This is a genomic window from Bradyrhizobium daqingense (assembly GCF_021044685.1).
GTDB classification, from domain to species: domain Bacteria; phylum Pseudomonadota; class Alphaproteobacteria; order Rhizobiales; family Xanthobacteraceae; genus Bradyrhizobium; species Bradyrhizobium daqingense.
In genome coordinates, this window is record NZ_CP088014.1 from 7,888,510 (window position 1) to 7,912,664 (window position 24,155).

Genomic DNA, 24,155 nt, shown 5'->3' on the forward strand with positions numbered 1-24,155 from the left:
CGAGCTCATCGAGGATTTCCTCTCGGTGAGAAACGGTCCACTTGATCGTGTCACCACAGCGACGCTCTGGCGCGGGACACCCAGGTAACTACATCCCGAGGCGCGCGAACTGCATCGACGCGTGCTCCGCCTCGGGAAGGGGATGCCACGGCTGGCCGCCAGCTGCGGTGCGCAACAAGGACCTACAGAACGCCGGCGTGAGCTTGCCGCGGTGGATCACGACGTTCTCGCGCCCCGTCGCAGCTCGAGCGCTCTGCCAGTCCTGATTGTAGCCGCGCTGGTCATTTGACTTCACGTGGCAAGCGGCGAACCCGGCATCGCTCAGCGTTGCCAACTGCCTGGCATGTACCGGCCGCTTGGTATGGATGTGCACCCACATCGGGCTTGGCGTCGCGCCATTGCGCAGGGCCTTGGGCTGCAGCTTGATCTCGAACAGTGTCCCCGGATCATCCTTCAAGGCGCGCGGTGAATTCACAGCCGCCAACTCCCCGGCCGCTCGCAACTGTTCAAGATACTTCTGGGACGGAAACGCGTAGGTCTTCATGCAATCGATCGTGATCACCGCCTTTTGCGCCGTGAAAGAGTTTGCCTGTCCCTGCACCTCGGACAACATCGCCTTGAGCCGGGCTATTTTGTCGTGCACTTCCGGCACTTGCGCAGGCGTGAGTAGGACACGTCGGCGAGGCTCCTCCAGCGCGGCTACACTGGCCTCAATCTCGGAGGCCTGTGTCTGCAGGCGCTTAACGACGAGATCCACGGCGTGATCGGCGTCCTCGGGCTTCCCGTGGCGCGCTTGCGAGACCGCGCTTTGCTGAGCCGGCAGATCGAACTGCAAAAGTTCGTCCAATCGCTTGAGTAATCCGGTCAGTGCGTTCCTGGAGGGCGGAGCCTGCAATATCTCCAGGTGCCCGGTCGCCGACGATGACGCCCTCGCGAGTGCCGCCTCCTCCGCGCTCGCGAGTTTCTTCGTACCCAGATCCGAGAGTACGATCACCTTGACTGTCGGGGCCGTGGCAGCGTCGGGCGTGGCGAGCTGCGGCTCGCGCGGCCCGGCCGCCGAACTTCGCTCGCCTGCGGCCGGTGCGCGCTTGCCCTTCCCCTCCCTGCGGGCCGCGCCCCCCTCAACCACTACGGCAGTCCGGGCCGTCGGCTCAATCACGGCGGGCGTCTTTGGCTGCACGTCCAAAAGACGCGTGACGTCGTCCGCGGTGACCCATGCACCATCCGCGATCTGGCCCAACAGTTTTAATGGAAGGTCGGCATCCGTTCCGGCGTCCCTTAGCCTGGTAACGATTCCGTGCACCCCTGAGGCAAATTCCGAAAGCCGCTCCATGACTCCTTCCAGAACGGTGCAGTGGTCTGCGTCGAGTGCCGCTCCGTTGCTGCTCAGAACGGCTTCGGACGCCGAGTTAAATGCCGGAAAAACATCCTCGATAAAGGTCCCGAGCAGACGCACCCGCCCATCCTCACCCATGAGGGCGTCGCTTACAGCTGGTTCGAACGTGCTCGCCCGCGACTCAATTAGAAGCTGAGCAAGAGCAACCTGCGATTGCAGATACACGCACTTCGTATAAAGTGCCCAGCCGGTCTGCAGGCGTAGTGCGGCCTCTTCGGCCTGCCGCATCTCGGGCGTGGTGCTCGGCAAGTTGGCGGTGGCCGCGCAGACGGACTGCATCCGTTCCATGCGCAATGCCTTCTTTCCCCACCCCTCCATGCAGGCCTCGTAGTGCTTCGCCACGCTGGATACCGCTCGGCTCAGCTGGTCAGGCTGAGCGTTGGCAACTCGCATATTCTTGAGCAAGGCTGTTGCTTTCTTCCTGCTCTTCTCCAGGTCGCCGATAATCCAGGTGGCCACGATGTCGCATTCGTTTCCCGCAGCGATAGTTTCCTCGCGGAGTCGGCGAGCCCGACCGTCGGAAAGAAGCCCCCGCGCCATGTCCGGGGGGAGGCTCGCGTAATAGCCCAGAACTTCCGAGCCTGCCTTGACGACTTGATCGATCAGCTCTTGCGCCTCCGACGGGTTCGGGTTCCGGGCTCGTGTGGCTGCATTTTTAGAAGCATCAAGCCCCGCAAGCAGGCTGCGCATTTTTTGCTTCGCTGCCTTGATTCCGTCGCCACTTGAGGAAATCTGGACTGCCACCGCCGAAGCTGGTGGCAGGCTCACGAGCGGAGCCGTTCCATCTCGAGGCCCGGAGCGCATCCGCTCCACGACAGAGTCGAAAGATTGCCCGCCCTCCCCGGGGGCGGGACCGAGCTCCGGGCTCGAACTACTCGATCCCCATGCGCTGTCGGCTCCTGCGGGCCCAACGTGCGATTTACCAGCTCGGCCAATGCCTGTCATATTCCACCTCCGATAAAGTCGAGAGTGCGCAGCCAGTCTGCATAGACTGGCTGGCTGACGAGTAGCTGACGTAGGGCGCTTCTCCCCGATTCACAGGAAAACCCGGATCACCGTGGGGTGCAATTCCATCGCGCCTGGCGTGCTGCTGGAGGCAGCGGGGCATCGTCAACTTAATCGACCGCGAGCCGAAGGAGGCGCTTCTCAAAGGTTCGAGATTCGGCGATAGCGCTTGTCGCGGAGATCTCGCGCCAAGTCGCAAAGGCTCGCCCGCGCGAAGCACGACGGAAGTCGGCAGTGACGGCTCCAGAATAGGGGATGTGGAAAAGGTTCGCGACCTGATCGTGAACTGACAGAAACCGTTGAGCCTGACGGGACGATTTGAAACGCTCCATGATCCGCTCGCGCCGCCGCGTCGGCTGATGAGAATTCTCGGCCCAATTGTTGAGAGCTTTGTGCTGGCGATGTTCGACGTGAAAGCCCATCTTCGCCCTCGCAGCGCCGTACGAACGGAGCTTGTCCGTGATTGTCCGTCGTTAGATGGTCGTTCAGCCGCCGGCGGCATACAACGCGCCGGATTCGAGCGAATGGTGGCGGAGGTTTGCCTCGGCAGGGTTGGTGCGGTTTGCGCCCGCGAGGTCTCGCGCTTCGCCCGCAACAGCCGGGATTGGCAGCAACTCATCGAGATGTGCCGCGTGGTCGATACCGTTCTGGTCGATCAAGAGACCATCTATGCGCCAAGGCACGGCAACGACCGCCTGCTGCTCGGGCTCAAGGGCAGCCTCAACGAGTACGAGCTGGATCTGTTGCGCCAGCGCTCGCTCTCGGCCCGCTACGAGAAGGCGCGCCGGGGCGAGTTGGTTGTGACAGCGCCCGTCGGCTTCGTGAAGGCCGGCGACCGTTATGAGAAAGACCCGGATCGGCGTGTCCAGGAGGCGATCAAGCTGGTGTTCGACAAGGTCGAGGAACTGGGCAGCGCGCGACAGGCGCTCTGCTGGCTCCATGAGTACAATCTCGATCTGCCGGTGAAGCAGACCAACGGCGACACGGCCTGGCGGCGACCAAACTACTCTGCCATCCACCGGATCATTGAGAACCCGGTCTACGGCGGCGCCTATGCCTATGGTAAGACAGCTGTGGCGGCGGGATACAGCACCGCTGGCGTGAGCCTGAAGATCCGCCGCAAGGCGCGGAACGAATGGCTGACGCTGAAGCCCAACACTCACGAAGGGTATGTGAGCTGGGAGAAGTTCGAGGCGATTCGCACCATGGTCAGCAGCAATGTTCCCACCAGTCGGCATCACGGCGCGCCCAACCATGGTGACGCGTTGCTGGCCGGTCTGATCCGCTGTAAGCGCTGCGGTCGCAAGCTCACACTCCGGTACTCCGGCATGGAGAACCATATCCCGCGCTACAGCTGCAACCGTGCCTGGATGGATAATGGCTGGGCCCACTGCATCGCCTTCGGCGGACTGCGCGTCGATGACGCCATCGAAGAATCGCTGCTTGGAGTCGTCGGTCCGGGCGCTGTCGCCGCCGCAACCGCTGCCGCCAAGGGAGCCAGGGAACGGCGCGATCAGGTACGCGATGCTCTCAGTCGCGACCTCGAAGCGGCGCGCTATGCCGCCGACAGGGCTTTCCGGCAATACGATGCCGCTGATCCCGCGAACCGGCTGGTGGCCAGTGAGCTGGAAGCGCGCTGGAACAGGGCGCTCGCTCACGCGGCGGAGGTTGAGGCCAAGATCGCCATGCATGATGCGGCCACGCCCGCACCCCTTGCCGATCCAGTCTCGCTCGGCGTTCTGGCCTCGAACCTCAAAACGGTCTGGGATGCGCCGACGACGGATGCTCGCCTCAAGAAGCGCATTGTGCGCACCCTCATCCATGAGGTCGTGGCCGATATCGACGACGCGGCCTCGGAGATCGTTCTCATCGTCCATTGGGTGGGGGGCGCCCACAGCGAGTTGCGCTTGCCGAAGCGCCGGCGCGGACAGCGCAACAGCACCTCTGCCGATATCGTCCAGGCCGTGCGTCAACTGGTGCTGATCGCCAGCGACGATCTGATTGCCGGCCTCCTCAATCGCAACGACCTCAAGACCGGCAACGGCAATCGCTGGACCCGCGAGCGCGTCACATCAATGCGCTCGAACTACCACATCCCGGTGTTCAAGCCCGCCGAGGACGCGATCGAGCCATGGCTCGGGGCTTGGCAACCTTGACCATCACGCTACTCAACAAAACAGGTTATCGAATCTAGTCCCCGGAATCAGAGCTGAGTGATACGGCGGCCTTTGAAACGGCGTTGACGGACCTTTTTCTTGGTCCAGACGAAGGGCTCGGCTCTGTCGTTGTATGCGTTGACGTAGGCATCGATGTGTTCCTGAAGCTGCTTGAGGCTCGTGAAGGAGGTGCCGCTGAGCGACTGCCCCTGCAAGATGGAAAACCATACTTCGACCTGATTGAGCCATGACGCACTTGTCGGCGTGAAATGAAATTGCACGTTGGGGTGGGCCTTGAGCCAGTCCTCGTTCTTTTTATGGGTGTTGAGGTTGTCGAGGATGACGTGAAGCTTGCGGTTCGGAAAAGTCGCGGTGACGCTGTTCATGAAATCGAGAAACTCGACGCGGCGCCGGCGTTTTGAATGGGTCGCGATGATCTTTCCGGTGGCGACTTCGAGCGCCGCAAACAATGTTGTGGTGCCATGCCGCTTGTAATCGTGGCTTTGGCCGGTTAAGGCGCGGCCATTGGGCAACTTCAGATAACCCTGCGCTCGCTCCAAAGCCTGGATCGAGGGCTTCTCGTCCACGCACAGCACAATGGCCTTCGCCGGCGGCGCGACATAGAGGCCGACAACATCGGCGGCTTTGGCCGTAAAGTTCGGGTCGTTGCTCTCGCACCAGGACTTGCGAGCCACCAGGTCAATCTTGTGGCTGCGCAGGAACCGCCAGACATATTGGACATCGACATCGCCCAGCGCCTCGGCCAGCAGGGGGCCGGTCCAGCGCGCAAACCCTTGCGGTGGCGGCTTATCCAGCAGCTTCAGAATCCGCTTGTCGGTCGTCTTCGTATAGATCGGCTGCTTGCCAGGCCGCGGCTTGTCTTGCAGCCCTTCAAGGCCATGGTCGGCATAGCGATGCCGCCAAAGGCTGACAATCCGCGGCTGGACCCCAACTTCCTTGGCGATCGACCGGGTGCTGCGCCCATCCGCCGCCAACAGAACTATCCGCGCCCGCTTCAAATCGCGCTGCAACGTCACCGGTGAGCGACAGCACGCCTCAAGCACCTTGCGATCTTTCCTCGAAAGGTGGACTTCTCTTGCTTCGGGTATCATCCCGACCTTGAATCACGACTCACGTTCCAAGAAAAGTGGGTACTAGTCAGGCTCCTGGTCGGCCTGGGGCTTCGGTTCGCGCAGCACGATTTTACCCAAAACGGCCAAGCCGGGCGCGATCACGATATTGAAACCCTTGCCGTCATCGTTCGGCCAAGCGGCGCCGATCCGCGTCCATGTAGAATTTCGGCCGTCACCGGCCACAGCGAAGGCATCGTGCGTGGGCTTTCGACTTTCAGACATGAGGTTTCCTTTTCAAAACGAGGGATGTTCATCATGACCGACAATCCGCGCCAGGGCTCGGCGCGGGATGACTTCTTTCGGGCCTCGGCGCTGCAACTGCTGACGGCGTTGATCGCCGATGTCTGTTTGTCCGGTCATACGGAAAAGAAGGATCAGCACCTCCGCCAGGTCCGCGCCAACCTGTCGGAGCCGGAGCCGAAGTTGCGCCAGCGGCTTCAGACGATTTACGACAACTCCGAGTCCGGATTCGTGAAGGAGAATGTCGCGCCCTTCATCGCCATGACGCCAGAGACCTTCAGCGGCGTCTACGCCAATGCGGTGAAGGAAACCCACTGGCTCTCCTATGGCAACTATGCCGCCCTGGTGTCCGGATCGAGCTTCACGACGGCCGAGCTCGCGGAGGGCCGGACGGACGTCTTCATCAATCTCGACCTGAAGACCCTGGAGAACCATGCCGGCCTCGCCCGCGTCATCATCGGCTCGCTGCTCAACGCCATCTACAATCGCAATGGCGAAGTGACCGGCCGGACCCTGTTCCTACTCGATGAGGTCGCGCGTCTCGGCTACTTACGCATTCTCGAAACCGCGCGTGATGCGGGGCGCAAATACGGCATCACCCTCTTGATGCTCTACCAGTCAATCGGCCAGATGCGCGAGGCCTATGGCGGCCGCGATGCCACCAGCAAGTGGTTCGAAAGCGCATCCTGGATCTCCTTCTCGGCGATCAACGACCCCGAGACGGCGGACTACATCTCCAAGCGCTGCGGCGACACGACGGTCGAGGTCGATCAGCTGAGCCGGTCCTCGCAGACGTCGGGTTCCTCCCGGACGCGGTCCAAGCAGCTCGCGCGCCGGCCGCTGATGCTGCCGCATGATGTCTTGCGCATGCGAACCGACGAGCAGGTCATCTTTATTGCGGGCAATCCACCGCTGCGATGCGGACGCGCCATCTGGTTCCGGCGCACCGACATGCGCGCCTGCGTCGGCGAAAACAGGTTCTATCGGAGAGACGCTGGTCGGCGTCGCTGATTATCGCGAACGCGGCGATGAGAAAGACGTGGGCGGCATACAAACGACCGGCTGGTTCCCAGGCAGAGAAAGAAAGGGCGTACGTGGAAGGGCAGTATTGTCTGGGAACGGAAAGCCGAGACGGAGCGCATCCAGCAACGACGGCATACCGGGCTCGATGCTCGGCTCGTCGTACGAGCCGGCGCATCATCTCGCCCGCCACCTGTAAGCCGCCTAATTTTTGATCCAGACGTAGGGCTCCACGCTGTTGATTTTGCAGGTGGCGATGAGCGAAGCTATGCGCGCCCATGAACGACCACCTTCGTCGTGACCAGCAAATGAACTATTTTTACGCGTCAGAGTCAGCGGCCTGATTTGATTTTCGACGGGATTGGTGTCCATCTCAACGCAACCATCGTCGAGAAACAAGGTGAGGCCATCCCAATGGTTCAGGAGATAGGCGATCGCCTTGCCCATCTCGCTGCCCGGCGACAGGCGAGCGGCTTGCTCGCGCAGAAACCTCTCGAGTTCAGCGACGAGCGGCCGTGATCGCTCGTTACGGGTCGTTTGCCGAGCCGGGGCGTCGGCGCCACGGATCTCCTTCTCGATCGCATAGAGTGCGGCGATGCGCGCGAGAACGGCTTCGGCGATGGGTGAGCCGGCTTTCGGAGTCGCTGCGATGATCTTGCGCCTTGAGTGGGACCAACATGCGGCCAGCCGCAGCGGCACGCCGCCTTTGCGCTTGGGCCGTGCGAGCCGATGATAGCCCTGGTATCCGTCGACCTGAAGGATGCCGTCGAAGCCCTCGAGGATGCGCTCAGCATGGTCACCACCGCGTCCTGGCGCGTAGTGGTAGACCACGATTGGTGGATCAGCGCCGCCGTGGCCGCGATCGTCGCGCAGGACAGCCCACAGATAGCCGGTCTTCGTTCGGCCCCGGCCCGGATCGAGCACAGGCGCCCTGGTCTCGTCTATGAACAAGCGGCCCGATTGCTTCATCACGACGCTCATGCGCTCGACCAGCGGCGCGAGGTGGAAGGCGACCGTTCCCATCCAGTCTGCCAGAACGGCGCGATCGATGAAGATGCCATGCCGAGCCAGAACCTGCGACTGACGATAGAGTGGCATGTGCTCGCTGAACTTGGCGACCGCCACCTGCGCCAGCAGCGCCTCGGTGGGGATGCCACCCTCCACGAGATGGGCGGGCGCCGGCGCCTGAGCAACACCGGTGCAGCCCTTTGCACAGGCGTAGCGCGGTCGCACCGTCTCGATCACACGATACTGGGCGGCCATGACATCGAGACGGCGGGAGCGATCCTCGCCGATCTGGGCCATCCGGCCGCAGCCGCAGGGACACTCGAGGTTCTCGGGTTCGATCACCTGCTCGATGCGCGGCAGGTGCGCGGGAAAGGCACGGGCAGCGCGCCTGGTCCGGCCGCTGGACGGCGCCGTGCCGGCGCGGCGCGCACGATCGTCCTGGCGTTCCTGGACTTCGGCGATGGCAATCTCGATGTCCTCGAGAACCAGTTGCATCTGATCGGGATTGAACTTCTCCGAGCGTTTACCGAAACGTGCGCGCTCGTACTCCTTCACGAGCAGTTCGAGGCGTTCGACGCTCTCTTTGGACGCAGCCAGTTCACTCTCGACATGAAGGCGCGCCGAGCATTCATCGTCTGCGCGACGACGCTCGGCTTCAATCATCGCTTCCTGCGCGCGGAAGAGCGCGCGCAAATCGGCGGGCAGCGCTGCAAGACGGGCGGGATCAATGGGGGACGGCGGCACATCCGCAAGCTATCATCCCAAAGCCCCGCGCGAAACAGGTTGTCGGGTCTGAGTCAGTTCGCCGCAGCTGGCGTCGCGACAATCCGTTCGCCCACTCGCTTCCAGTTCAGCCCTTCAAACAGCGCTTCGAACTGCACGCGCGTCAGATGCATGACGCCGTCGCTGATCTGCGGCCACTCGAAACGACCATCGCGGCCAAGGCGCTTGTAGACCAAAACGAGGCCCGTGCCGTCCCATAGCAAAATCTTCAGCCGGTCGGCGCGCTTCGAACGAAAAACCACGATCAGGCCCGAATGCGGATCGAGCCCAAGCGTGTTTTGCACAAGACCGGCCAGCGCGTCGTGCCCGCACCGGAAGTCAACAGGACGCACAGCAAGCACAATCCGCAGTCCCTGCGCCGGAATGATCATGCGCCGCGCTCGATCGCAGTCACGATCTCCGCGATCCGCACCGCCGACACGTCCGCATCCAGGCGGACCGAAACCTTGCCAATCGTAATCTCGACGGGCCCTCGCTCTTGCCTGGCGCCACTGGATCGCTCAGCTCGATCGACACGAAATCCGCCGCGTCGTCCGTGACCAATGCGAGCCGGCCAGCACGCGCCAATCTGCGCCACGTCGTCAACTGCTGGGCCTTCACACCATAACGCCGTGCGACATCACATACCCGGGCGTCGGGCTTCATGCTCTCGAAAACAGCGCGCCCCTTGATCTCCGCAGACCATAACCGGCATCCAGAACGCGTCCGGCGCGTAAGCTTCCCCACAAAGCCATCAGCTTCGGCTTCCTCCCCCGATTGTTCCATCGCCTTCAGTCTCCTCTCGGCTCTCTGACAAGCCAAGGATCGCAGAGCGAAAGCCGAAGCGAAACCAGTCAATCAAATGGGAGAAAAGCTCCGCTTACAATTTTTGCTCGTTCAGACCGACACAAATTGCTCAAAGATTCGTGGAGAGAAAAGCAGATGAGCGATGAGCCCGACCTCGAGAGCAGAGTCGTTGCAGCGATACGACACTATCGTGCGGCGCTCGACGTGGCGGAAAACCTGGAACGAGAGGACGCGTGCGCGCATCGAGCGCTGACGAGCACCCTGCTCGATTTGGAGCGTGCCCTGCGAGGCGAAGCGGCCCCGCATCTCAACAACAACCTGTTTGAGACCGGCTCCACGGCGGTTGCACGGTCGGATAAAACATGGGCCGACCTGGTCGAGGCGACTGCGAGATTGGATTCGGCCCGTCGAACCTTAGCTGCTCTGGAACGGCAGTTGGGATATCTTCCAAAAGTCTCGAGGGGAGCGGATCACAAGTGAGGTTAGATAAGAGTCTCGCACGATCGGAAGGTTTCCCGACCATTTCAGAGCGGCGGCGGCAACGCTCTGACGGGCTCGTGTCCCAGCCAAAATCCCGCGCCCAAAACAGACCTCTCTGCGTCCTCGTGTTTGGGACCGCCGAGGTACAGCGCGCGAATCGGGACCTTGCTGGATCCCAACCTTCCAACTTTCCCGCCGCCTCGCCGCGTCCTCCTATGCAGGAATAGACCTCGACGCACTGGCTCGATCGTCCTGTCGAGCGTGCACAGTTTCTGATGACGCTGACCAGCGCGAGTCCTGGTTGAGTTTCTTCTGCTTGTGACTCGGCGTGGAAACGGCATTGCAGCCTCTTCGATCTTCGGCGCGGCTGCGATCATGTGATCAAGCTCTAAAAAGTGGTTCGACGACAGGCAGGCGCTTGAGGCCAGCGTCAACGTTGTCGGAAAAGTGGAAGCCGTGCCGGCTCACACCGTAATCAAAACAGACGTCAAGCGCCAATCCAAGGGCCAGAGCTGCGCTTACGATCAACGTCGAACCGATGCGTTCGAACCACCAATCTCATTGGTGGCGCCTGCTCCGGTGCGATCGATGACCCAGGCCACCATGTAGCCCTTGGCCTGCTCGGTCTGCACCTGCCGGAGGGCCTCAGAGTAGGTTAGTAAGGGCTCTTGCGCCGGGTAGACGGCGCGGTCGGTCGGGGTGACAAAGTGATGGCAGCACACGCGATAGTCTTTAGCCTCGAACATCGGAATCCTCCTCTCGCCTCAGGTTGCGCGGCCATACGCGCTTTCAGATACTGCCCTACCACAGAGAATGCGGCCTTTAAGAGGCCGCGCGCTTCTTCAACACCCCATAAGGTTGGTCGGGCTGCCAGACGCAGGTCGGCGATGTCCGACCACATCGCGCGCTTGATTCTCTGCAGCAGCACCGGCAAAGAAGTGCCCGGGTGTCATTCCATAATTCACCCGTGTCCGGACTTCGATTTCCCGTTCGTCCGCAATTGCTCCGTCGATCGCTCAACGGCTGCACCGATGTCACCTAGTCAGCTTTCAAACCTTGCTGAGGCTGCTGGATCGACAATGCTTGGACCTAGCTCCGGCGCGATTCAGTGAGCTTCTCGATCAGTTCAGACTGCGGTCTCGGTTTTGCCGCGAGACGGTGGGGTTCAAATCGGGCCGTGGAGCCTCCACATCATCGCCACAGTCCGAAGACACCCGCCTGGTGCAATTGATGTAGCGAGAGAATGAATCGTTTGGCCCTGATCGATTCATAGAAAGCATTGGACCTCGCTTCCACAGGAAGCGAGAATCCATGCATGCCGAACCTTAAGCTAGGGCCGCTTCACCTTCGCCGCATCGACACCACCCGCAACATGCGGCGGTTTTACTTGCTTTCGATCCAACCGACCTTGTTCGGCGGGGTCTCGCTGATCCGCGACTGGGGCCGGATCGGCACGACCGGCCAGACGATGGTGCAGACTTTCGATGCCAGCGCTGAAGCGGGCGAAGCATTCGGACGGCTGGAGCGCGCCAAGCGCAGGCGCGGATACACCTCTGCTGAGGAGAGAGTCTGAGGTTTCGTCAATTTCCCGGGGATTACGGATCCACTTACGATGCCTGGAACGTGAAGTGACAGAAACCGTTGAGCCTGACGGGACGATTTGAAACGCTTCATGATCCGCCGCGTTGCCGCGTCGGCTGATGAGAATTCTCAGCCCGATTGTTGAGAGCTCTGTGCTGGCGATGTTCGACGAAAAAGCCCATCTTCGCCCTCGCAGCGCCGTGCGAACGCTTGTCCGTGATCATCACGCGCGGCGGCGTGCCGGCGGATTTCAAGAGCTTCTTCATGAGCCGCTGGGAAACCGGAAATACAACCAAACGGCATAGCTGATCACTTCCGATGGGAAGCGATGGCGGCGATAAAGAGGGTCCCGGGCGGTCGGCATGCCGGTCGTCTACCCCTCGGCCGCTCCAATTCGTTAACTTGACGGTACCCGCTGCTCGTCGACAGCGATGGCACGATCATCGCGGGCGAAGGCCGATACCTGGCCGCGCGAAAGCTCGGTCTCCTCGAGGCGCCGGTCAGCTGACCGGTCTTTCCGAAGCGCAGCGTCGCGCGCTCGCCCTTGCCGACAACCGCATCGCGCTGTCGGTGGTCCGGCGGCTCGTCGGATACGGGCGCTTCGACGGGGGCGAGACGGCCCGCGTGATGGCACGTCTCTACGCCGCGGCGCGCCTGCTGGTGAACTTCTTCCAGCCGTCATTCAAGCTCAAAGAGAAGCGCCGCGAGGGTCCGCCCACGGCGACATCAACCCCTGAGTCGCGCTTGCAGTGCCTGCCGATTGGCAACGACGTTGCTGAGGTTCAGCTGGTCTGGCTCCCGTCCTTGCGCCAATTGCCTAACCAGCTCCCGCGTGCCGTCCACGACAAAGACGCCGCAATCATAAGTGTTCTGCTGCTGGGCCATGCCGGCGGGCTGCAGGGCGAGGTTCAGCCTTTCTGCGAGTTGTCTTGCATGCGTCTCGTTGTATCTCCCGTAGGAATCGTAGTGATAGGCGACAGGCCGTTGCCGGTTGCTGCGATCAACGAACAGCAGCGACCAATGCCTGCCGCGGTCCGTAGCACTGGCATCGTTCACTGGCAGCAACAGGAAGTCGGCTGTATCGTTATCACGCCGATCATGGACGATGCGATGGAATACGCGTAGCACGTCGCTCTCCGCGCCCAGGCGCAGCCGCAGCGCTTCGAGGGGATCTACGAACCGCGTCCGGGCGGCGAGATCCGAATCGCTCCTCTGCAAATCCAGCTCCTGAAGCTGGTAATCCCTGAGGATATGCTCGTCGCCCAGCCATTCCGTGTGCTCGAGCACCAGCCCGCGGTTGTGGGACAAGGCTATCGGATTCAACGCCCCGATCTGAGCATCGGAGGAGGTGATCGGAAACCGCCGCACGATATCGTCGCGCAATGGGGACGGTGCGGGCGCGGTCAGATCAACCAATGGAAGACCGTCGTAGGTGTCTGAACGAGCCCTGGCAGAAGGCGCTGGCGCAAAGTGAGCACTGTCATCCAACTCGGCCGCATCCGGATCAAGCAGTGCCCCAAACCCACGATAGAGATCCTGAGCCCTGGCAGTTGATGGTGATGCCGGTTCTTGCATCTGCCGCGCAAGCTCCTCGCTCAACCACGCCAAAGCGTCATCGTCCGAGTGGGCGGACACCGGAGAAAGCCCCTGCGGCGAGCCGAGCTGTCGAGCGCCCTGGTGATGCCCCGGTACCGGGCCGGCAAACGGCGGCGGAAAGCCAGGCGCCCGGCTCCAAGCATTGTCGCGCAACTCAAATGATGTGGGCGAATTCGGATTAAACGATACCTCAAGACCGCCGTAGGTGTCTGAGCGAGCCCTGGCAGAAGGCGCTGGCGCAAAGTGAGCACTGTCATCCAACTCGGCCACATCCGGATCAAGCAGTGCCTTAAATCCACGATAGAGATCCTGAGCCCTGGCAGTTGATGGTGATGCCGGTTCTTGCATCTGCCGCGCAAGCTCCTCGCTCAACCACGCCAAAGCGTCATCGTCCGAGTGGGCGGACACCGGAGAAAGCCCCTGCGGCGAGCCGAGCTGTTGAGCGCCCTGGTGATGCCCCGGTACCGGCCCGGCAAACGGCGGCGGAAAGCCAGGCGCCGGGCTGCAAGCATTGTCACGCAACTCAAATGATGCGGGCGAATTCGGATTAAACGACACCTCAATACCGCCGTAGGTATTTGAGCGAGCCCTGGCAGAGTGCGTTGGCGCTGCTTCCACGGTCGGCCGGGCAGGTTCCTGCCCAGCTTGGACTATGTCCTGCGCCTGCTCAGGAGGAACCTCGGGCCACGATGGGCCGTCTTCCACCATTAAGCGCAGATCCTGATCGTAACCTTCCGGGAGGACCAATGGCCGACTGACAGCTCGCTGCCGCGCGCTGTGCTGCGCAGCGGCGCCCCCGACGTACGTCGCGACCGCATGCGGCGCCGTGACATCTTCGTAGCCGCTCCGCAGCAGCATCGGCTGCGTCTCCCATGACGACGTACCCTGTTGATGGGTAGGCGCCGGTGTCGGCTGGCCGCCTGAATTGGCGATCTCGCTCAGCTGCCGCTCGCCGGCAACGCCTTGCGGATTGTTTAGGGTCCTCTGCCTCTTCGCTGGCCTCAACTCAGCTGTGTCATGCTCATCGTTGATGAGGACCTCCTCGCTTGGCAGGCGGTTGCTCCTGGCAAGCGCAGCCATCGGCTCGTCCGGGGACTGCTGGCGGTCGGGCTCTCCGGGATCCGGTGCCTGGTCATGGCGCGCGGCTGGCTCGAGAGATGACGACGAGCGGGGTTCGTCCATCAGCCCCAAAAGCAAATCCTGATCGCGGCCTTCCGCGGGAAGCTCCTCTGGCCGACGGCCAGTTTCCTGCGACGCGCTGTGCTGCGCAGCGGCGGCGTCGACGCGCCTCGGCTCCATCAGTACCGTGTCTTCGGGATTGATAAAGGCCACGTTCTGGGGGTGAGGATTCAGCTTAGCGCGTCGTGAGATCGGCACTTCGCCCGTCGACCGCAAGGTCCGGAGATAGTCGATTGCCTGAACGAGTCTCTTTGGATTACCCTCTCCGGTGAACTCGAGCACCTCACCGCCATCGGTCAGCGACTTATTGTCGAGCCGATCACGAATGCTCGGTTTTTCTTTTGCGAAAAGCCAACGGCTAAAGCTACGAAGAGAACCTCCGTGCTGCTCGGCAGCGGATTTGCTGAACCCGCCCTTGATGAGGGCCCTCTCAAGCCCCGAAATAAGGGGAGCATCCACGGAATAAAGAGGCTGCTTCCTCTTCCCTATCACAATCCAAGTTGACTGAGCCGACTGCGGCGCCGAGGACGACGCGCCGGGTTCATCCATCAGCCCCAAAAGCAAATCCTGATCATGGCCTTCCGCAGGAAGCAATTCCTCTGGCCAACTGCCACCCTTCTGCGACGCAATGTGCTGCGCAGCGGCGTCGCCGACCCGCCTCGACTCCCTCAGGGCCGCCTCTTCGGGATCAATATGGCGCTCGTGCTCCATCGCCTCAGCGCCGGCCTGCGATTTTCGGAGACGAGCCAGTGCGGCACCAATCCTGGAATCAGCACCGGCGACCTTCCTATAGCTCTCGACATCTCCATCAAACGACGTGCCGAGCCCAGCAGCAATGCCCGGCCTGTTGTTGTCACGCAGGTAGTCGCTGAAACTGCGAAGAGCAGTTGCATCCTTCCTGCTTGCATCCTTCTTGCCGGTATCTGTCGCTGCTTCGTTTTTGTACTCTTCGATGAGAGCCGCGTCCTGGGGATAAGGATGCAACTCAGTGCGGCCTGCGATCCGCACGACTCCGCCCGTCGACTGCGAGGTTCGGAGATGAACTATCGCCGCAAGAAGCCTTAAGGGATTACCCTTTCCGATGAACTCGCGCGCATCAGCGGTCAGTGACTTTTCGTCGTCGAGCCGAGCAGCAATGGGATCTTTGTTATTTGCGAAGAGCCAGTGGCCAAAGCTGAGAAGAGTACGTACATAGCCCCTGGCAGTGCGTTCGGCGGCGTTCCCATTACGGAGGGCCTCCTCAAGCCCCGAAATAAGGGGAGCATCCTCGGTATGAAGAGGCTGCTTGTCGTGCCCTATCAAAATTCCAGTTGACTGAGCCGGCTGCGGCGCCGAGGACGACGGGCCGGGTTCGTCCATCCGGCCCAAATCCTGATCGTGGCCTTCCGCAGGAAGCAATTCCTCTGGCCAACTGCCAGCTTTCTGCCACGCACTGTGCTGCGCAGCGGCGTCGCCGACCTGTCTCGACTCCATCAGGGCCGCGTCTTCGGGATCAATATGGCGCTCGAGCTCCATCGCTTTAGGGCCCGCCTGTGATTTTCGGAGATGAGCCAGAGCGGCACCGATCCTCGAATCAGCACCGGCGTCCTTCTTATAGCTCTTGACATCTCCATCCAGCGCCTTGCCTGAAAGCCGACCAGCAATGCCCTTCTTGTTGTTTTCACGCAGGTAGTCACTGAAACTGCGAAGAGCCGTTGCATCCTTCCTGGCTTCTTCCTTCTTGCCGGTATCTGTCGCTGCTTCGTTTTTGTACTCTTCGATGAGAGCTGCGTCCTGGGGATAAGGATGCAACTCAGTGCGGCCTGCGATCGGCACGATTCCGCCCGTCAACCGCGAGGTCCTGAGATGGTCTATTGCCCTAAGGAGTGTCGCGGGACGCTTTTCGAACAACTCGCGCGCATCAGCGGTCAGTGACTCTTCGTCGTCGAGCCGAGCAAAAATGCTCTTTTTGTTATTTGCGTAGAGCCTCTGGCCAAAGCTGCGAAGAGAAGATAGATAGTTTCGGACGGTGCGTTCGGCGGCGCTCCCATTCCGGAGGGCCTCCTCAAACCCCGCAATAAGGGGAACATCCTCGGAATGAAGAGGCCGCTTCTTGTGCCCTATCGCAACCCCAGTTGACTGAGCCGGTTGCGGCGCCGAGGACGGCGGGCCGGGTTCGTCCATCGGACCCAAAAGCAAATTCTGATCATGGCCTTCCGCAGGAAGCAATTCCTCTGGCCAACTGCCAGCTTTCTGCAACGAACTGTGCTGCGCAGCAGCGTCGCCGACCTGCCTCGACTCCTTCAGGGCCGCGTCTTCGGAATCAATATGGCGCTCGAGCTCCATCGCCTTAGCGCCCGCCTGCGATTTTCGGAGATGAGCCAGAGCGGCACCGATCCTTGAATCAGCACCGGGGGCCCTCTTATAGCTCTTGACATCTCCATCCAACGCCTCGTCTGAAAGACGAGCAGCAATGCCCTTCTTGCTGTTTTCACGCAGGTAGTCGCTGAAACTGCGAAGAGCAGTTGCATTCTTGCTTGCATCCTTCTTGCCGGTATCTGTCGCTGCGTCGTTTTTGTACCCTTCGATCAGAGCTGCGTCCTGGGGATAAGGATGCAACTCAGTGCGGCCTGCGATCGGCACGATTCCGCCCGTCGACCGCGAGGTCCTGAGATGGTCTATTGCCCTAAGGAGTGTCGCGGGACGCTTTTCGAACACGCGCGCATCAACGGTCAGCGACTCTTCGTCGTCGAGCCGAGCAGCAATGGGATCTTTGTTATTTGCGAAGAGCCACTGGCCAAAGCTGCGAAGAGAATATAGATTATTTCGTGCGGTGCCTTTGGCGGCCCCGCCCTTGATGAGGGCCTTCTCAAGCCCCAAAATAAGGGGAGCATCCTGGGAATAAAGGGGGCTTTTGCTGAGCCTTCTCAGAATCCCTTTTGACTGAGCCGGCTGCGGCGTCGAGGCGGCCGGCATTGCTCCATCACCTTCACCTGAACTGCCGATCTCGCTCAATTGCCGCTCAAAGGTCGCCGCGGCTGCGGACGGAGCCGCGGGTGAGCTCTCTTGCGGGCCCGTGCTGTCCGATTGTTCACGCACCCGCTTGGTCGAGGGGAAATCCATCCGTTCTCACTTTCAAAATATGAACCAGGGCTTCGATCTGGCATGCTGGCGATCAGCAACAAACCACCCTTTACAGCCCTCGATAGACCCGCACCGGGAGCATCTGCGGATTTCACGGATCGTGAGCATCGATTTCGCGCGATCGTGAGCACTGAATTCAGACGATCGTGAGCAGCCCGCTACGGCCGATGGGAGATAGAGTCAGTGTTCTGGTTGGCCGTCAAGGGTGATGGTTTTGGCGCTGCGTTTTCGCATGCTTTCTCCGGTGAGCTGGAGGCGGTGGGCGTTGTGGACGAGGCGATCGAGAATGGCGTCGGCGACCGTGGGGTCCCCAATGGCTCCATGCCAGGTGTCCACGGGAGCTGACTTGTGACGATGGTGGATGCGCGGCCATGTCGGTCCTCGAGGATTTCGAGCAGATCGCGGCGTTCCGCGGCGGTGAGCACCGATAGTCCCCAATCATCCAAAATCAGAAGCTGAGCGCGGCCGAGGCTTTTGAGGAGCCGGGCGTAGCGTCCGTCTCCGCGCGCGAGCGCGAGCGCCTCGAACAGCCTTGGAACGCGATGATAGAGGACTGATCGGTTGTCGCGGCAGGCCATGTGGCCGAGCGCGCAGGCTAACCAACTTTTGCCCAGGCCGGTTGCCCCGGTGACGAGCAAATTCTCGTGGCGATCGATCCAGCGACCTTCGACGAGTTTGGCGAAAACGGCGCGGTCGATGCCCCGCGGGGTGCGCAGATCGACGTCCTCGACGCAAGCAGTCTGGCGCAGTGCGGCGATCTTGAGGCGCGTGGTGAGCCGCCTGGTGTCGCGTTCGGCGGCTTCGCGGTCGACCAACAGGCCGATGCGATCTTCGAACGGCAGGGCTTCGAGATCGGGCGATCGGCGCTGCTCCTCGAAGGCCTTGGCCATTCCGGTCAGTCGGCGCCGTAGCTTTTGACGAGCGCCAGAATGCCAAGGCAGGTTCGAAAGCCTTGTTCTGGATGGGGCCGGGCGTCGATCACGGCCTGGAAAAACGCTGCTGTCGAAGGACCGATCCGCTCGCCGGCGGCGATCACCGCGGCGGGGGTCCATTTGCCGTAGCGGCGATGGGCGCTGGGCATGTGGTCGGCGATGGTGGTGTGTCCGCGTCGGTTGGGCGCGCGGGCATGGCTGGCGATCCGCTGGCCCTTGTGGAAGATCTCGACCGTCCGATCGTCGATACGGGCATCGACCAGCTCGCCAATCAGACGATACGGCGCGGAGTACCAATGGCCGTCGACCTCGACATGATAATCGGGAGCGAGGCGGCAGCGCTTCCAGCGTGCGAAGGCATAAGGCTGATCTGGCAGCGGGGTTAGCTTGGGTTTGTCGAGTTCGGCAAACAGTTCGGCGCGGCTTGAGCCGAAGCCACGCATTTGACGAGCATTGAGTTCGTCGACGAGTGTCTTGATGGCGGCGTTGAGCTCGGCCCGGGAAAAGAAGCGCTGATTGCGCAGCCGGGCCAGAATCCAGCGCTGGGCGATTTGCACCGCGACCTCGACCTTCGCCTTGTCTTTTGGGCGCCGCGGCCGTGCGGCGAGAATGGCGGTGCCGTAATGGCTCGCCATCTCGGCATAAGTGCGATTGAGGCCGGGATCGTAGCGGTCGGGGTTGCTGACGGCGGCTTTGAGGTTGTCGCAGACCACGAACGTCGGCGTTCCGCTCAAAAACGTGAACAAGTTGACGTGGGCCCGGATCCAGTCGGCCAAGCTCTCGCTGGGGCAGGCCTCGGCGTAGGTGTAGTTCGAAGCGCCCATCGCCGCGACGAACAGCTTCATCGGCTGCACTTCCCCGGTCAGGGGATCGACGATGTCGATGGTGTCGCCGGCGAAATCCACGAACACCTTCTCGCCGCCCAGATGAATCTGCCGCATCGAAGGTCGGACCCGCCCCTTCCAGGCCTCGTAGGTAGTGCAGAACCACGTGTACCCGAAACCGTCGGGATTAACGGCGCGATACTCCTCCCAGAGCAGGCGACGGGTTACGTTGCGCCGGCGGAGCTCTTTATCGATGTAGCTCCAGTCGGGCACCGGCCGCTGCGGGCTCTGAGACGCTGGTCGTGGGGCCGGGAAAAGCAAAAGCTCCAGGTCTTCATCGGTCATTCCCTCCGGAAGCGGCCAGCTCAACCCAGCAGAGCGGGCGCGGCTCAGGTAGCTGTGCACAACGCCGTTGCTGACGCCCACGCTCCGCGCGATGGCCCGCTCTGGCAGGCCTTGAAAATGTTTTAACCGAAGGACTTCCTTGATCCGGCGCATCGACAATCTCTGGGTAGGCATTGGACTTCCTCGTTAACCACGAGGTCATCCCTAAGCCGGTTGAGTTGTCGGCCGAAGCGCTGCAAGGCTCCGAAAGCCTTGCTCACGATCCCGCGAAACGCGCAGTCCTCGGCCGAAACTGGCCGAGGTTCATAGTAGACCGTGCTGCGAGCCAGCTTCAGGACCTTCGCCTGGCGCACGATAGAAAGATCATGACCGCGGTCGATCATCGCTTTGCGCTCAGCAGGCCCGCCTTGGTGAGCGCGCCGGACAAAAAATCGTTTTCCAACGCCAGCTCGCCGATCTTGGCATGTAACGCCTTCAAATCGACCGGCGTCTCGGCCGATGTCTTGTCATGCCCAAACACGCCGGCGGCGCCTTCCAGGAGCTGGTTTTTCCAGATCGTGATCTGGTTCGGATGAACATCAAACAGTTGCGCCAGCTCCGCCAGTGTCTTGTCTCCTTTGACCGCAGCCAAAGCAACCTTCGCCTTGAATGCCGGAGAATGCGTCCGGCGGCTCTTATTCGTCATCTTCGCTCCTGATTCGCAGCAAGAATCCTCGCCGCTGTCAGGCAGAAAATCCACTCAAGCTACTGTCCGAATTTGCGGGGCCAGCTCTATAGTTTCCATTCATTCGCGCAGACCCCCGAGCCACAGCTGTAGCAGCGGCATTGGAGGCGGGCAATTGTGCATCATTCTCGTTGAGCTTCAGCGCCAACTCCACCAGACGGCGGAATCGCCAGTTTGCGGCCATCTCGAGGCACCCAGGCAGACTTGACTTACAATGCAGATGCATTACATTGGGATGTCGTGACGACGCAAGGAGCCGCTATGGCCAAGACCGCCGAAATCCTCGAGATCCCCGCGACCATCACAGACCGCGGCCAGACGACCGTGCCCGCCGCCATCCGCAAAATGCTGGCCCTGGGAAAGCGCGACCAGGTCGTGTTTCGGGGGCTCGCTGACGGCACCGTTGTGATCGCGAAGAAGCAGTTGAGCGCCGACCACGGCGATCCGGTGATCGGCACGTTCCTCGCGTTCCTGGCCCGCGACATGGGGAGCGAGCCAGCCCGGATCCGGCCGGTGCCGAAGTCGCTGGTCGCGCGCGGCAAGGGCTTGGTCAAGGGTGTTAAGGTCGATCTCGACGCGGCGCTGCCGGAAGACGATACGTGAGCGACGACACCTTCGGGGTTAACGGTTGGACGGTCTACGCCCATCCGCTATTTCTCGACCAGTTCGAGACTATGATCGCGGGGGTCGAGAAGGCGCGCAAGAAGGATCCGAAGGGATACAAGAAGAAGCGCGCCGCGAAGCTCCTGTCGGCTGTCTTGAAGGTGGCGTTCGACGACATTCCGAGTGACCCAACGCGTGACGTCTATCGGCAGGGCGGCACTCTCGGCGACGAGTACAAGCACTGGTTCCGCGCGAAATTGCTGCAGCAGTTCCGCCTGTTCTTCCGCTATCAGCAATCGGCGGACGCCAAGATCATCGTTCTCGCCTGGGTGAACGACGACTCGACGCTGCGCGCCTACGAGAGCGCGAACGACGCCTACGCCGTGTTCAGGAAGATGCTGGACCGCGGAAACCCGCCGGACTCGTGGAACGAACTCGTAGCCGCGGCCTCGACTGGCGAATCCAAGACGCGTCTATCGCGCTCGACGCGCGGGAGATGACCCCAGCTGGCCTCGTTCGGCCGCGACCGCCCGCTGATCCGGCCCGCGCCGCCGGCACCGGTCTGCAGCGAGAGACACGATTCGGCCAGGAAGAGTCCGTGAAATGCCCACCATCCAGCTGTCGGCTACGCCCAAAGGCAGCGGCGAATGCGCCGACTGTCCGGCGACATCATCATCAGCATTCCACCTGTTAAGCCGTGTAGACGGAGGCGACATTTCAGCCCTCCGATGCGGGTGAACCGGTTCGTGTTCCTCAACCTTCCAATACTTCAGCCTCGATCCCCTTTACCTGCGGGCATCAATGCACCTCCGACCTGCCCGCGGGTTCCCGTCACCAGTATCCGCCCGTACAATGGAAGTTTTGGATGTCGGCAAGCAGCGGCGCGGCCGCGTCCTTGGCCGAGAGCGACGGCTTTTTGATACCCCAGTTTATACCGATCACCGGGTCGTCCCAGCGGATCGAAACCTCGTTCTCCGGATTATAGAAATCATCGCATTTGTAGAAAAAGTCCGCGGTCTCTGAGAGCACACAACGAAACCGTGCGCGAATCCGCGCGGAACCCATAGTTGCCGCCGGTTATGCTCGCTTAATTCGACGGCAACGTAGCGTCCGAAATTCGGGCTCCGGACGCGGACGTCGACCGCGAGGTCGAGCACCTTGCCCCTCATTGATGGATGTCCAGACAATCGGACTCGCGGCGCACTAAGCGGAGTTGAGTGAACGCTAGTGAGGCTCGCGACAATTAACTACATCGCCTTAAGATCGTGGAGCATGCCCGTGATCCCGTCGATGAGCTCGTCGATTTGATCCTTGTTGACGATCAGAGGTGGGCATATCGACAATGCATCGTCTACATTCCGCACGATGATCCCTCGCTCGTGCAGCAACCGGCTCGCAATGCTGCCAACATCGCCCGGAGTAGTAGCGGCGACTTTCCGTTTCTTGTCCAGCACCAGCTCGATTGCCGCAATAAGGCCAACGCCACGGACCTCCCCAACGAGTGGATGGTCAACGAGCGTGCGCAGCCGTTCCTGCATGTAGGCCCCGATGCGGCCAACGTTCGCAATCAGACCCCGCTCCTCGATGAGTTTGAGGTTTTCGAGCGCTACGGCGGCTCCGACCGGGTGACCACCGCCCGTGAAGCCATGAGCCAGCAGTCCAACCTTATTGCTCTCGTCCGCGATTGGTTCGAACATGTAGTCATTCATTATGATCGCAGATAACGGAAAATAACTGGACGTGAGCTGCTTCGACACCACGATTACATCGGGCGCGATGTTGTAGGTTTCGCAACCGAACATTTTTCCTGTCCGGCCAAAGCCGCAAATCACCTCATCAGCGACCAAAAGGATGCTATGCTTTTTTAGCACACTTTGAATTTTGTCCCAGTAAGTCGGCGGCGGAACGATGACGCCGCCCGCGCCCATGACAGGCTCACCGAAGAATGCTGCAATGGTATCGGCACCTTCGCGCTGAATCAGCGACTCGAGCTCCTCGGCCCGACGCGTAGCAAAGGTCTCCTCCGATTCGCCCGCACGGCTGTCCTTGTAGAAATGGGGGGAGCCCGTGTGCATAATGTTGGGGAGCGGCAGATCGAAAGAGCGGTGGTTGTCTGGAAATCCGGTCAGGCTTGCCGCACCGATCGTGACGCCGTGATAGCCGCGCAACCGGCTGATGACCTTCTTGCGCTGAGGCTGGCCCGCTGCATTCGATCGATAGGCGATCAGCTTCAACACCGTATCGTTCGCTTCCGAGCCGGAATTTGTGAAGAACACCTTACTCATTGGCACCGGAGACATCTTCACCAGCTTCTCGGCAAGCGCGATGGAAGGCCCATTCGATCGTGATGCGAAGGTATGATAGAATGGCAGGATTTGCATCTGGCGATGCGCGGCTTCGATAAGCCGCTTTTCGCTGAAGCCAAGACCCGCACTCCAGAGACCGGCCATCGCATCGAGGTAGCGTTTTCCTGCCGTGTCGAAGACGTAGGGGCCCTCGCCGCGTTCAATTATGAGCGGCCCGGCCCGTTGGTGCGACCGCGCGTTGGTATAGGCGTGAAGCTGATAGGCCACATCTCGGGCCTGTTGAGAACTGGGCAGCATGGTCGGCGTCACATCATCGGTTCAGAATTGGATAGGGACCGGAGCATCATGTGGGGAAGCGCCGGTCCGTTTCCGGCTTCTCTGGGCCTTGCGATAGTCGTCGTTGACGATCGCTTTAAAGGGATTCGCTTTTGCCTATGCCTGACCACAGGCTTAACTGGCGGCGCGACGCACTGTCTGGAAGTGATCACAGAAAGGTGACGATGTTCAGCACGACAAAGCGTCGGATTTCCGGGACGCGTTAGTCGCCGACGGGAGCTTCCATCAAACTGCCGGCGGCGTTCAGGCCGTAGAGAGTCGGTGGTCGTAGCGCCGTGGACCGCGGTTACGTATTCGAGCCCACCACGTTCAGGCCGTCCGCTCCGCTAAAGGCCAGCGTGTCATGTGTGTTTAGCACGTTATCCCAGCTGCTGCCGCGCGTCGTCACGGACTGGTTGGGCTCCGAGCCAACACGCGTGATGAGTAACACTGTAAGCAACAACCCGCTCTGATTGACCAGTTTCTTGTGGGCCATCAGTGATCTCCTTGATCTGGTCGGTGTCCCGGCTTTGCGCGGTGATCTGCGACCGAGTTTGCCCCAGAATACCTTAACTCGTTGAGTTGGTCGCCTGCCAAAGCTTGTAGGCTCACTCCCAACC

Annotated in this window: 16 protein-coding genes and 6 pseudogenes; 6 read left to right on the forward strand and 16 right to left on the reverse strand. The window is 61.2% G+C overall.

Going from position 1 to position 24,155, the window contains the following annotated elements; all coding sequences use genetic code 11:
* Positions 1–88 precede the first annotated feature (88 nt).
* On the reverse strand, positions 89–2,341 hold the full coding sequence (locus LPJ38_RS37345; RefSeq protein ID WP_028144443.1) for a hypothetical protein: 2,253 nt from the start codon (positions 2,339–2,341) through the stop codon (positions 89–91).
* A gap of 181 nt (positions 2,342–2,522) precedes the next feature.
* Positions 2,523–2,874: pseudogene (locus LPJ38_RS37350) on the reverse strand (DDE-type integrase/transposase/recombinase); the annotation flags it as partial.
* Here LPJ38_RS37350 and LPJ38_RS37355 point away from each other — a divergent pair.
* Complete coding sequence (locus LPJ38_RS37355) at positions 2,761–4,557, forward strand: recombinase family protein (protein WP_145643179.1); 1,797 nt, start codon at positions 2,761–2,763, stop codon at positions 4,555–4,557. The pseudogene LPJ38_RS37350 and the gene LPJ38_RS37355 sit on opposite strands and share 114 nt — an antisense overlap.
* Positions 4,558–4,604: 47 nt before the next feature.
* On the opposite strand, the gene LPJ38_RS37360 is transcribed toward LPJ38_RS37355, so the two are convergent.
* On the reverse strand, positions 4,605–5,669 hold the full coding sequence (locus tag LPJ38_RS37360) for an IS630-like element ISRj1 family transposase (RefSeq protein ID WP_011084514.1): 1,065 nt from the start codon (positions 5,667–5,669) through the stop codon (positions 4,605–4,607).
* 270 nt (positions 5,670–5,939) lie between these two features.
* Here LPJ38_RS37360 and LPJ38_RS37365 point away from each other — a divergent pair.
* A pseudogene (locus LPJ38_RS37365) lies at positions 5,940–6,941 on the forward strand (type IV secretory system conjugative DNA transfer family protein); the annotation flags it as partial.
* A 213-nt stretch (positions 6,942–7,154) separates the two neighbouring features.
* On the opposite strand, the gene tnpC reads toward LPJ38_RS37365, so the two are convergent.
* From tnpC to LPJ38_RS37380, 3 genes are read right to left on the reverse strand one after another with little or no spacing between them, the layout of a single operon-like run.
* Entirely contained in the window at positions 7,155–8,702 is a 1,548-nt protein-coding gene (gene tnpC / locus LPJ38_RS37370) for an IS66 family transposase (protein WP_109866563.1), read from the reverse strand.
* 53 nt (positions 8,703–8,755) lie between these two features.
* Positions 8,756–9,112, reverse strand: coding sequence for an IS66 family insertion sequence element accessory protein TnpB (gene tnpB, locus LPJ38_RS37375; RefSeq protein WP_011090953.1), 357 nt, complete (start codon positions 9,110–9,112; stop codon positions 8,756–8,758).
* Between the two features lie 19 nt (positions 9,113–9,131).
* A complete protein-coding gene (locus tag LPJ38_RS37380; RefSeq protein ID WP_011084510.1) occupies positions 9,132–9,506 on the reverse strand; it encodes a transposase in 375 nt (124 codons plus the stop codon).
* Positions 9,507–9,662: 156 nt separating this feature from the next.
* Here LPJ38_RS37380 and LPJ38_RS37385 point away from each other — a divergent pair, with 156 nt between their 5' ends.
* Positions 9,663–10,007, forward strand: a complete 345-nt coding sequence (locus LPJ38_RS37385) for a hypothetical protein (RefSeq protein ID WP_011084509.1) — start codon at positions 9,663–9,665, stop codon at positions 10,005–10,007.
* A gap of 524 nt (positions 10,008–10,531) precedes the next feature.
* On the opposite strand, the gene LPJ38_RS37390 is transcribed toward LPJ38_RS37385, so the two are convergent.
* Positions 10,532–10,753 (reverse strand): hypothetical protein, encoded by a 222-nt coding sequence (locus tag LPJ38_RS37390; RefSeq protein WP_014497999.1) that lies wholly within the window; start codon positions 10,751–10,753, stop codon positions 10,532–10,534.
* 569 nt (positions 10,754–11,322) lie between these two features.
* Between LPJ38_RS37390 and LPJ38_RS37395 the strand changes: the two genes are divergently transcribed.
* Positions 11,323–11,580 carry a WGR domain-containing protein gene (locus tag LPJ38_RS37395; protein ID WP_011084508.1) on the forward strand — a complete coding sequence of 86 codons (258 nt, stop codon included), beginning with the start codon at positions 11,323–11,325 and terminating at the stop codon, positions 11,578–11,580.
* A 50-nt stretch (positions 11,581–11,630) separates the two neighbouring features.
* Here the strand turns inward: LPJ38_RS37395 and LPJ38_RS37400 are convergent.
* The 5 genes and pseudogenes from LPJ38_RS37400 to LPJ38_RS37420 form a co-directional block, all read right to left on the reverse strand.
* Positions 11,631–11,952: pseudogene (locus tag LPJ38_RS37400) on the reverse strand (DDE-type integrase/transposase/recombinase); the annotation flags it as partial.
* Positions 11,953–12,314: 362 nt separating this feature from the next.
* Positions 12,315–17,465 carry a Ulp1 family isopeptidase gene (locus tag LPJ38_RS38200; protein ID WP_347342117.1) on the reverse strand — a complete coding sequence of 1,717 codons (5,151 nt, stop codon included), beginning with the start codon at positions 17,463–17,465 and terminating at the stop codon, positions 12,315–12,317.
* 201 nt (positions 17,466–17,666) lie between these two features.
* Positions 17,667–18,376 (reverse strand): annotated as a pseudogene (gene istB, locus LPJ38_RS37410) (IS21-like element ISFK1 family helper ATPase IstB).
* A gap of 8 nt (positions 18,377–18,384) precedes the next feature.
* Positions 18,385–19,761, reverse strand: a pseudogene (gene istA / locus LPJ38_RS37415) (IS21-like element ISFK1 family transposase); the annotation flags it as partial.
* 98 nt (positions 19,762–19,859) lie between these two features.
* Positions 19,860–20,272 (reverse strand): annotated as a pseudogene (locus LPJ38_RS37420) (transposase); the annotation flags it as partial.
* Positions 20,273–20,572: 300 nt separating this feature from the next.
* On the opposite strand from LPJ38_RS37420, the gene LPJ38_RS37425 reads away from it, so the two are divergent.
* The gene (locus LPJ38_RS37425) at positions 20,573–20,914 is read left to right on the forward strand and encodes a type II toxin-antitoxin system PrlF family antitoxin (protein ID WP_014498004.1); all 342 of its coding nucleotides are present in this window, start codon (positions 20,573–20,575) and stop codon (positions 20,912–20,914) included.
* Positions 20,911–21,414, forward strand: coding sequence for a type II toxin-antitoxin system YhaV family toxin (locus tag LPJ38_RS37430; protein WP_071916615.1), 504 nt, complete (start codon positions 20,911–20,913; stop codon positions 21,412–21,414). The genes LPJ38_RS37425 and LPJ38_RS37430 overlap by 4 nt, the downstream gene beginning before the upstream one ends.
* Positions 21,415–21,745: 331 nt before the next feature.
* Here LPJ38_RS37430 and LPJ38_RS38425 read toward each other — a convergent pair whose 3' ends face one another.
* The 4 genes from LPJ38_RS38425 to LPJ38_RS37450 all read right to left on the reverse strand — a co-directional run bounded on the left by LPJ38_RS38425 (position 21,746) and on the right by LPJ38_RS37450 (position 24,031).
* A complete protein-coding gene (locus LPJ38_RS38425) occupies positions 21,746–21,943 on the reverse strand; it encodes a dTDP-4-dehydrorhamnose 3,5-epimerase family protein (RefSeq protein WP_018648901.1) in 198 nt (65 codons plus the stop codon).
* Positions 21,853–22,083, reverse strand: coding sequence for a dTDP-4-dehydrorhamnose 3,5-epimerase family protein (locus LPJ38_RS37435; protein ID WP_244651854.1), 231 nt, complete (start codon positions 22,081–22,083; stop codon positions 21,853–21,855). Before LPJ38_RS37435 ends, LPJ38_RS38425 begins: the two co-directional genes overlap by 91 nt.
* Positions 22,084–22,161: 78 nt before the next feature.
* Positions 22,162–23,517, reverse strand: coding sequence for an aspartate aminotransferase family protein (locus LPJ38_RS37445; protein WP_038937402.1), 1,356 nt, complete (start codon positions 23,515–23,517; stop codon positions 22,162–22,164).
* Between the two features lie 325 nt (positions 23,518–23,842).
* The gene (locus tag LPJ38_RS37450; protein ID WP_014498007.1) at positions 23,843–24,031 is read right to left on the reverse strand and encodes a hypothetical protein; all 189 of its coding nucleotides are present in this window, start codon (positions 24,029–24,031) and stop codon (positions 23,843–23,845) included.
* Positions 24,032–24,155: the final 124 nt, after the last annotated feature.

What these genes read in the sequence shown, in the direction of transcription:
- LPJ38_RS37450 (WP_014498007.1), bottom strand. Translation starts at nt 24,031, where the DNA reads ATGGCCCACAAGAAACTGGTCAATCAGAGCGGGTTGTTGCTTACAGTG.
- LPJ38_RS37385 (WP_011084509.1), top strand. Translation starts at nt 9,663, where the DNA reads ATGAGCGATGAGCCCGACCTCGAGAGCAGAGTCGTTGCAGCGATACGA.
- tnpB (WP_011090953.1), bottom strand. Translation starts at nt 9,112, where the DNA reads ATGATCATTCCGGCGCAGGGACTGCGGATTGTGCTTGCTGTGCGTCCT.
- LPJ38_RS37345 (WP_028144443.1), bottom strand. Translation starts at nt 2,341, where the DNA reads ATGACAGGCATTGGCCGAGCTGGTAAATCGCACGTTGGGCCCGCAGGA.
- LPJ38_RS37445 (WP_038937402.1), bottom strand. Translation starts at nt 23,517, where the DNA reads ATGCTGCCCAGTTCTCAACAGGCCCGAGATGTGGCCTATCAGCTTCAC.
- LPJ38_RS37355 (WP_145643179.1), top strand. Translation starts at nt 2,761, where the DNA reads ATGAGAATTCTCGGCCCAATTGTTGAGAGCTTTGTGCTGGCGATGTTC.
- LPJ38_RS37395 (WP_011084508.1), top strand. Translation starts at nt 11,323, where the DNA reads ATGCCGAACCTTAAGCTAGGGCCGCTTCACCTTCGCCGCATCGACACC.
- LPJ38_RS37425 (WP_014498004.1), top strand. Translation starts at nt 20,573, where the DNA reads ATGGCCAAGACCGCCGAAATCCTCGAGATCCCCGCGACCATCACAGAC.
- LPJ38_RS37435 (WP_244651854.1), bottom strand. Translation starts at nt 22,083, where the DNA reads ATGAGGGGCAAGGTGCTCGACCTCGCGGTCGACGTCCGCGTCCGGAGC.
- LPJ38_RS37380 (WP_011084510.1), bottom strand. Translation starts at nt 9,506, where the DNA reads ATGGAACAATCGGGGGAGGAAGCCGAAGCTGATGGCTTTGTGGGGAAG.
- LPJ38_RS37360 (WP_011084514.1), bottom strand. Translation starts at nt 5,669, where the DNA reads ATGATACCCGAAGCAAGAGAAGTCCACCTTTCGAGGAAAGATCGCAAG.
- LPJ38_RS37390 (WP_014497999.1), bottom strand. Translation starts at nt 10,753, where the DNA reads ATGTTCGAGGCTAAAGACTATCGCGTGTGCTGCCATCACTTTGTCACC.
- LPJ38_RS38200 (WP_347342117.1), bottom strand. Translation starts at nt 17,465, where the DNA reads ATGGATTTCCCCTCGACCAAGCGGGTGCGTGAACAATCGGACAGCACG.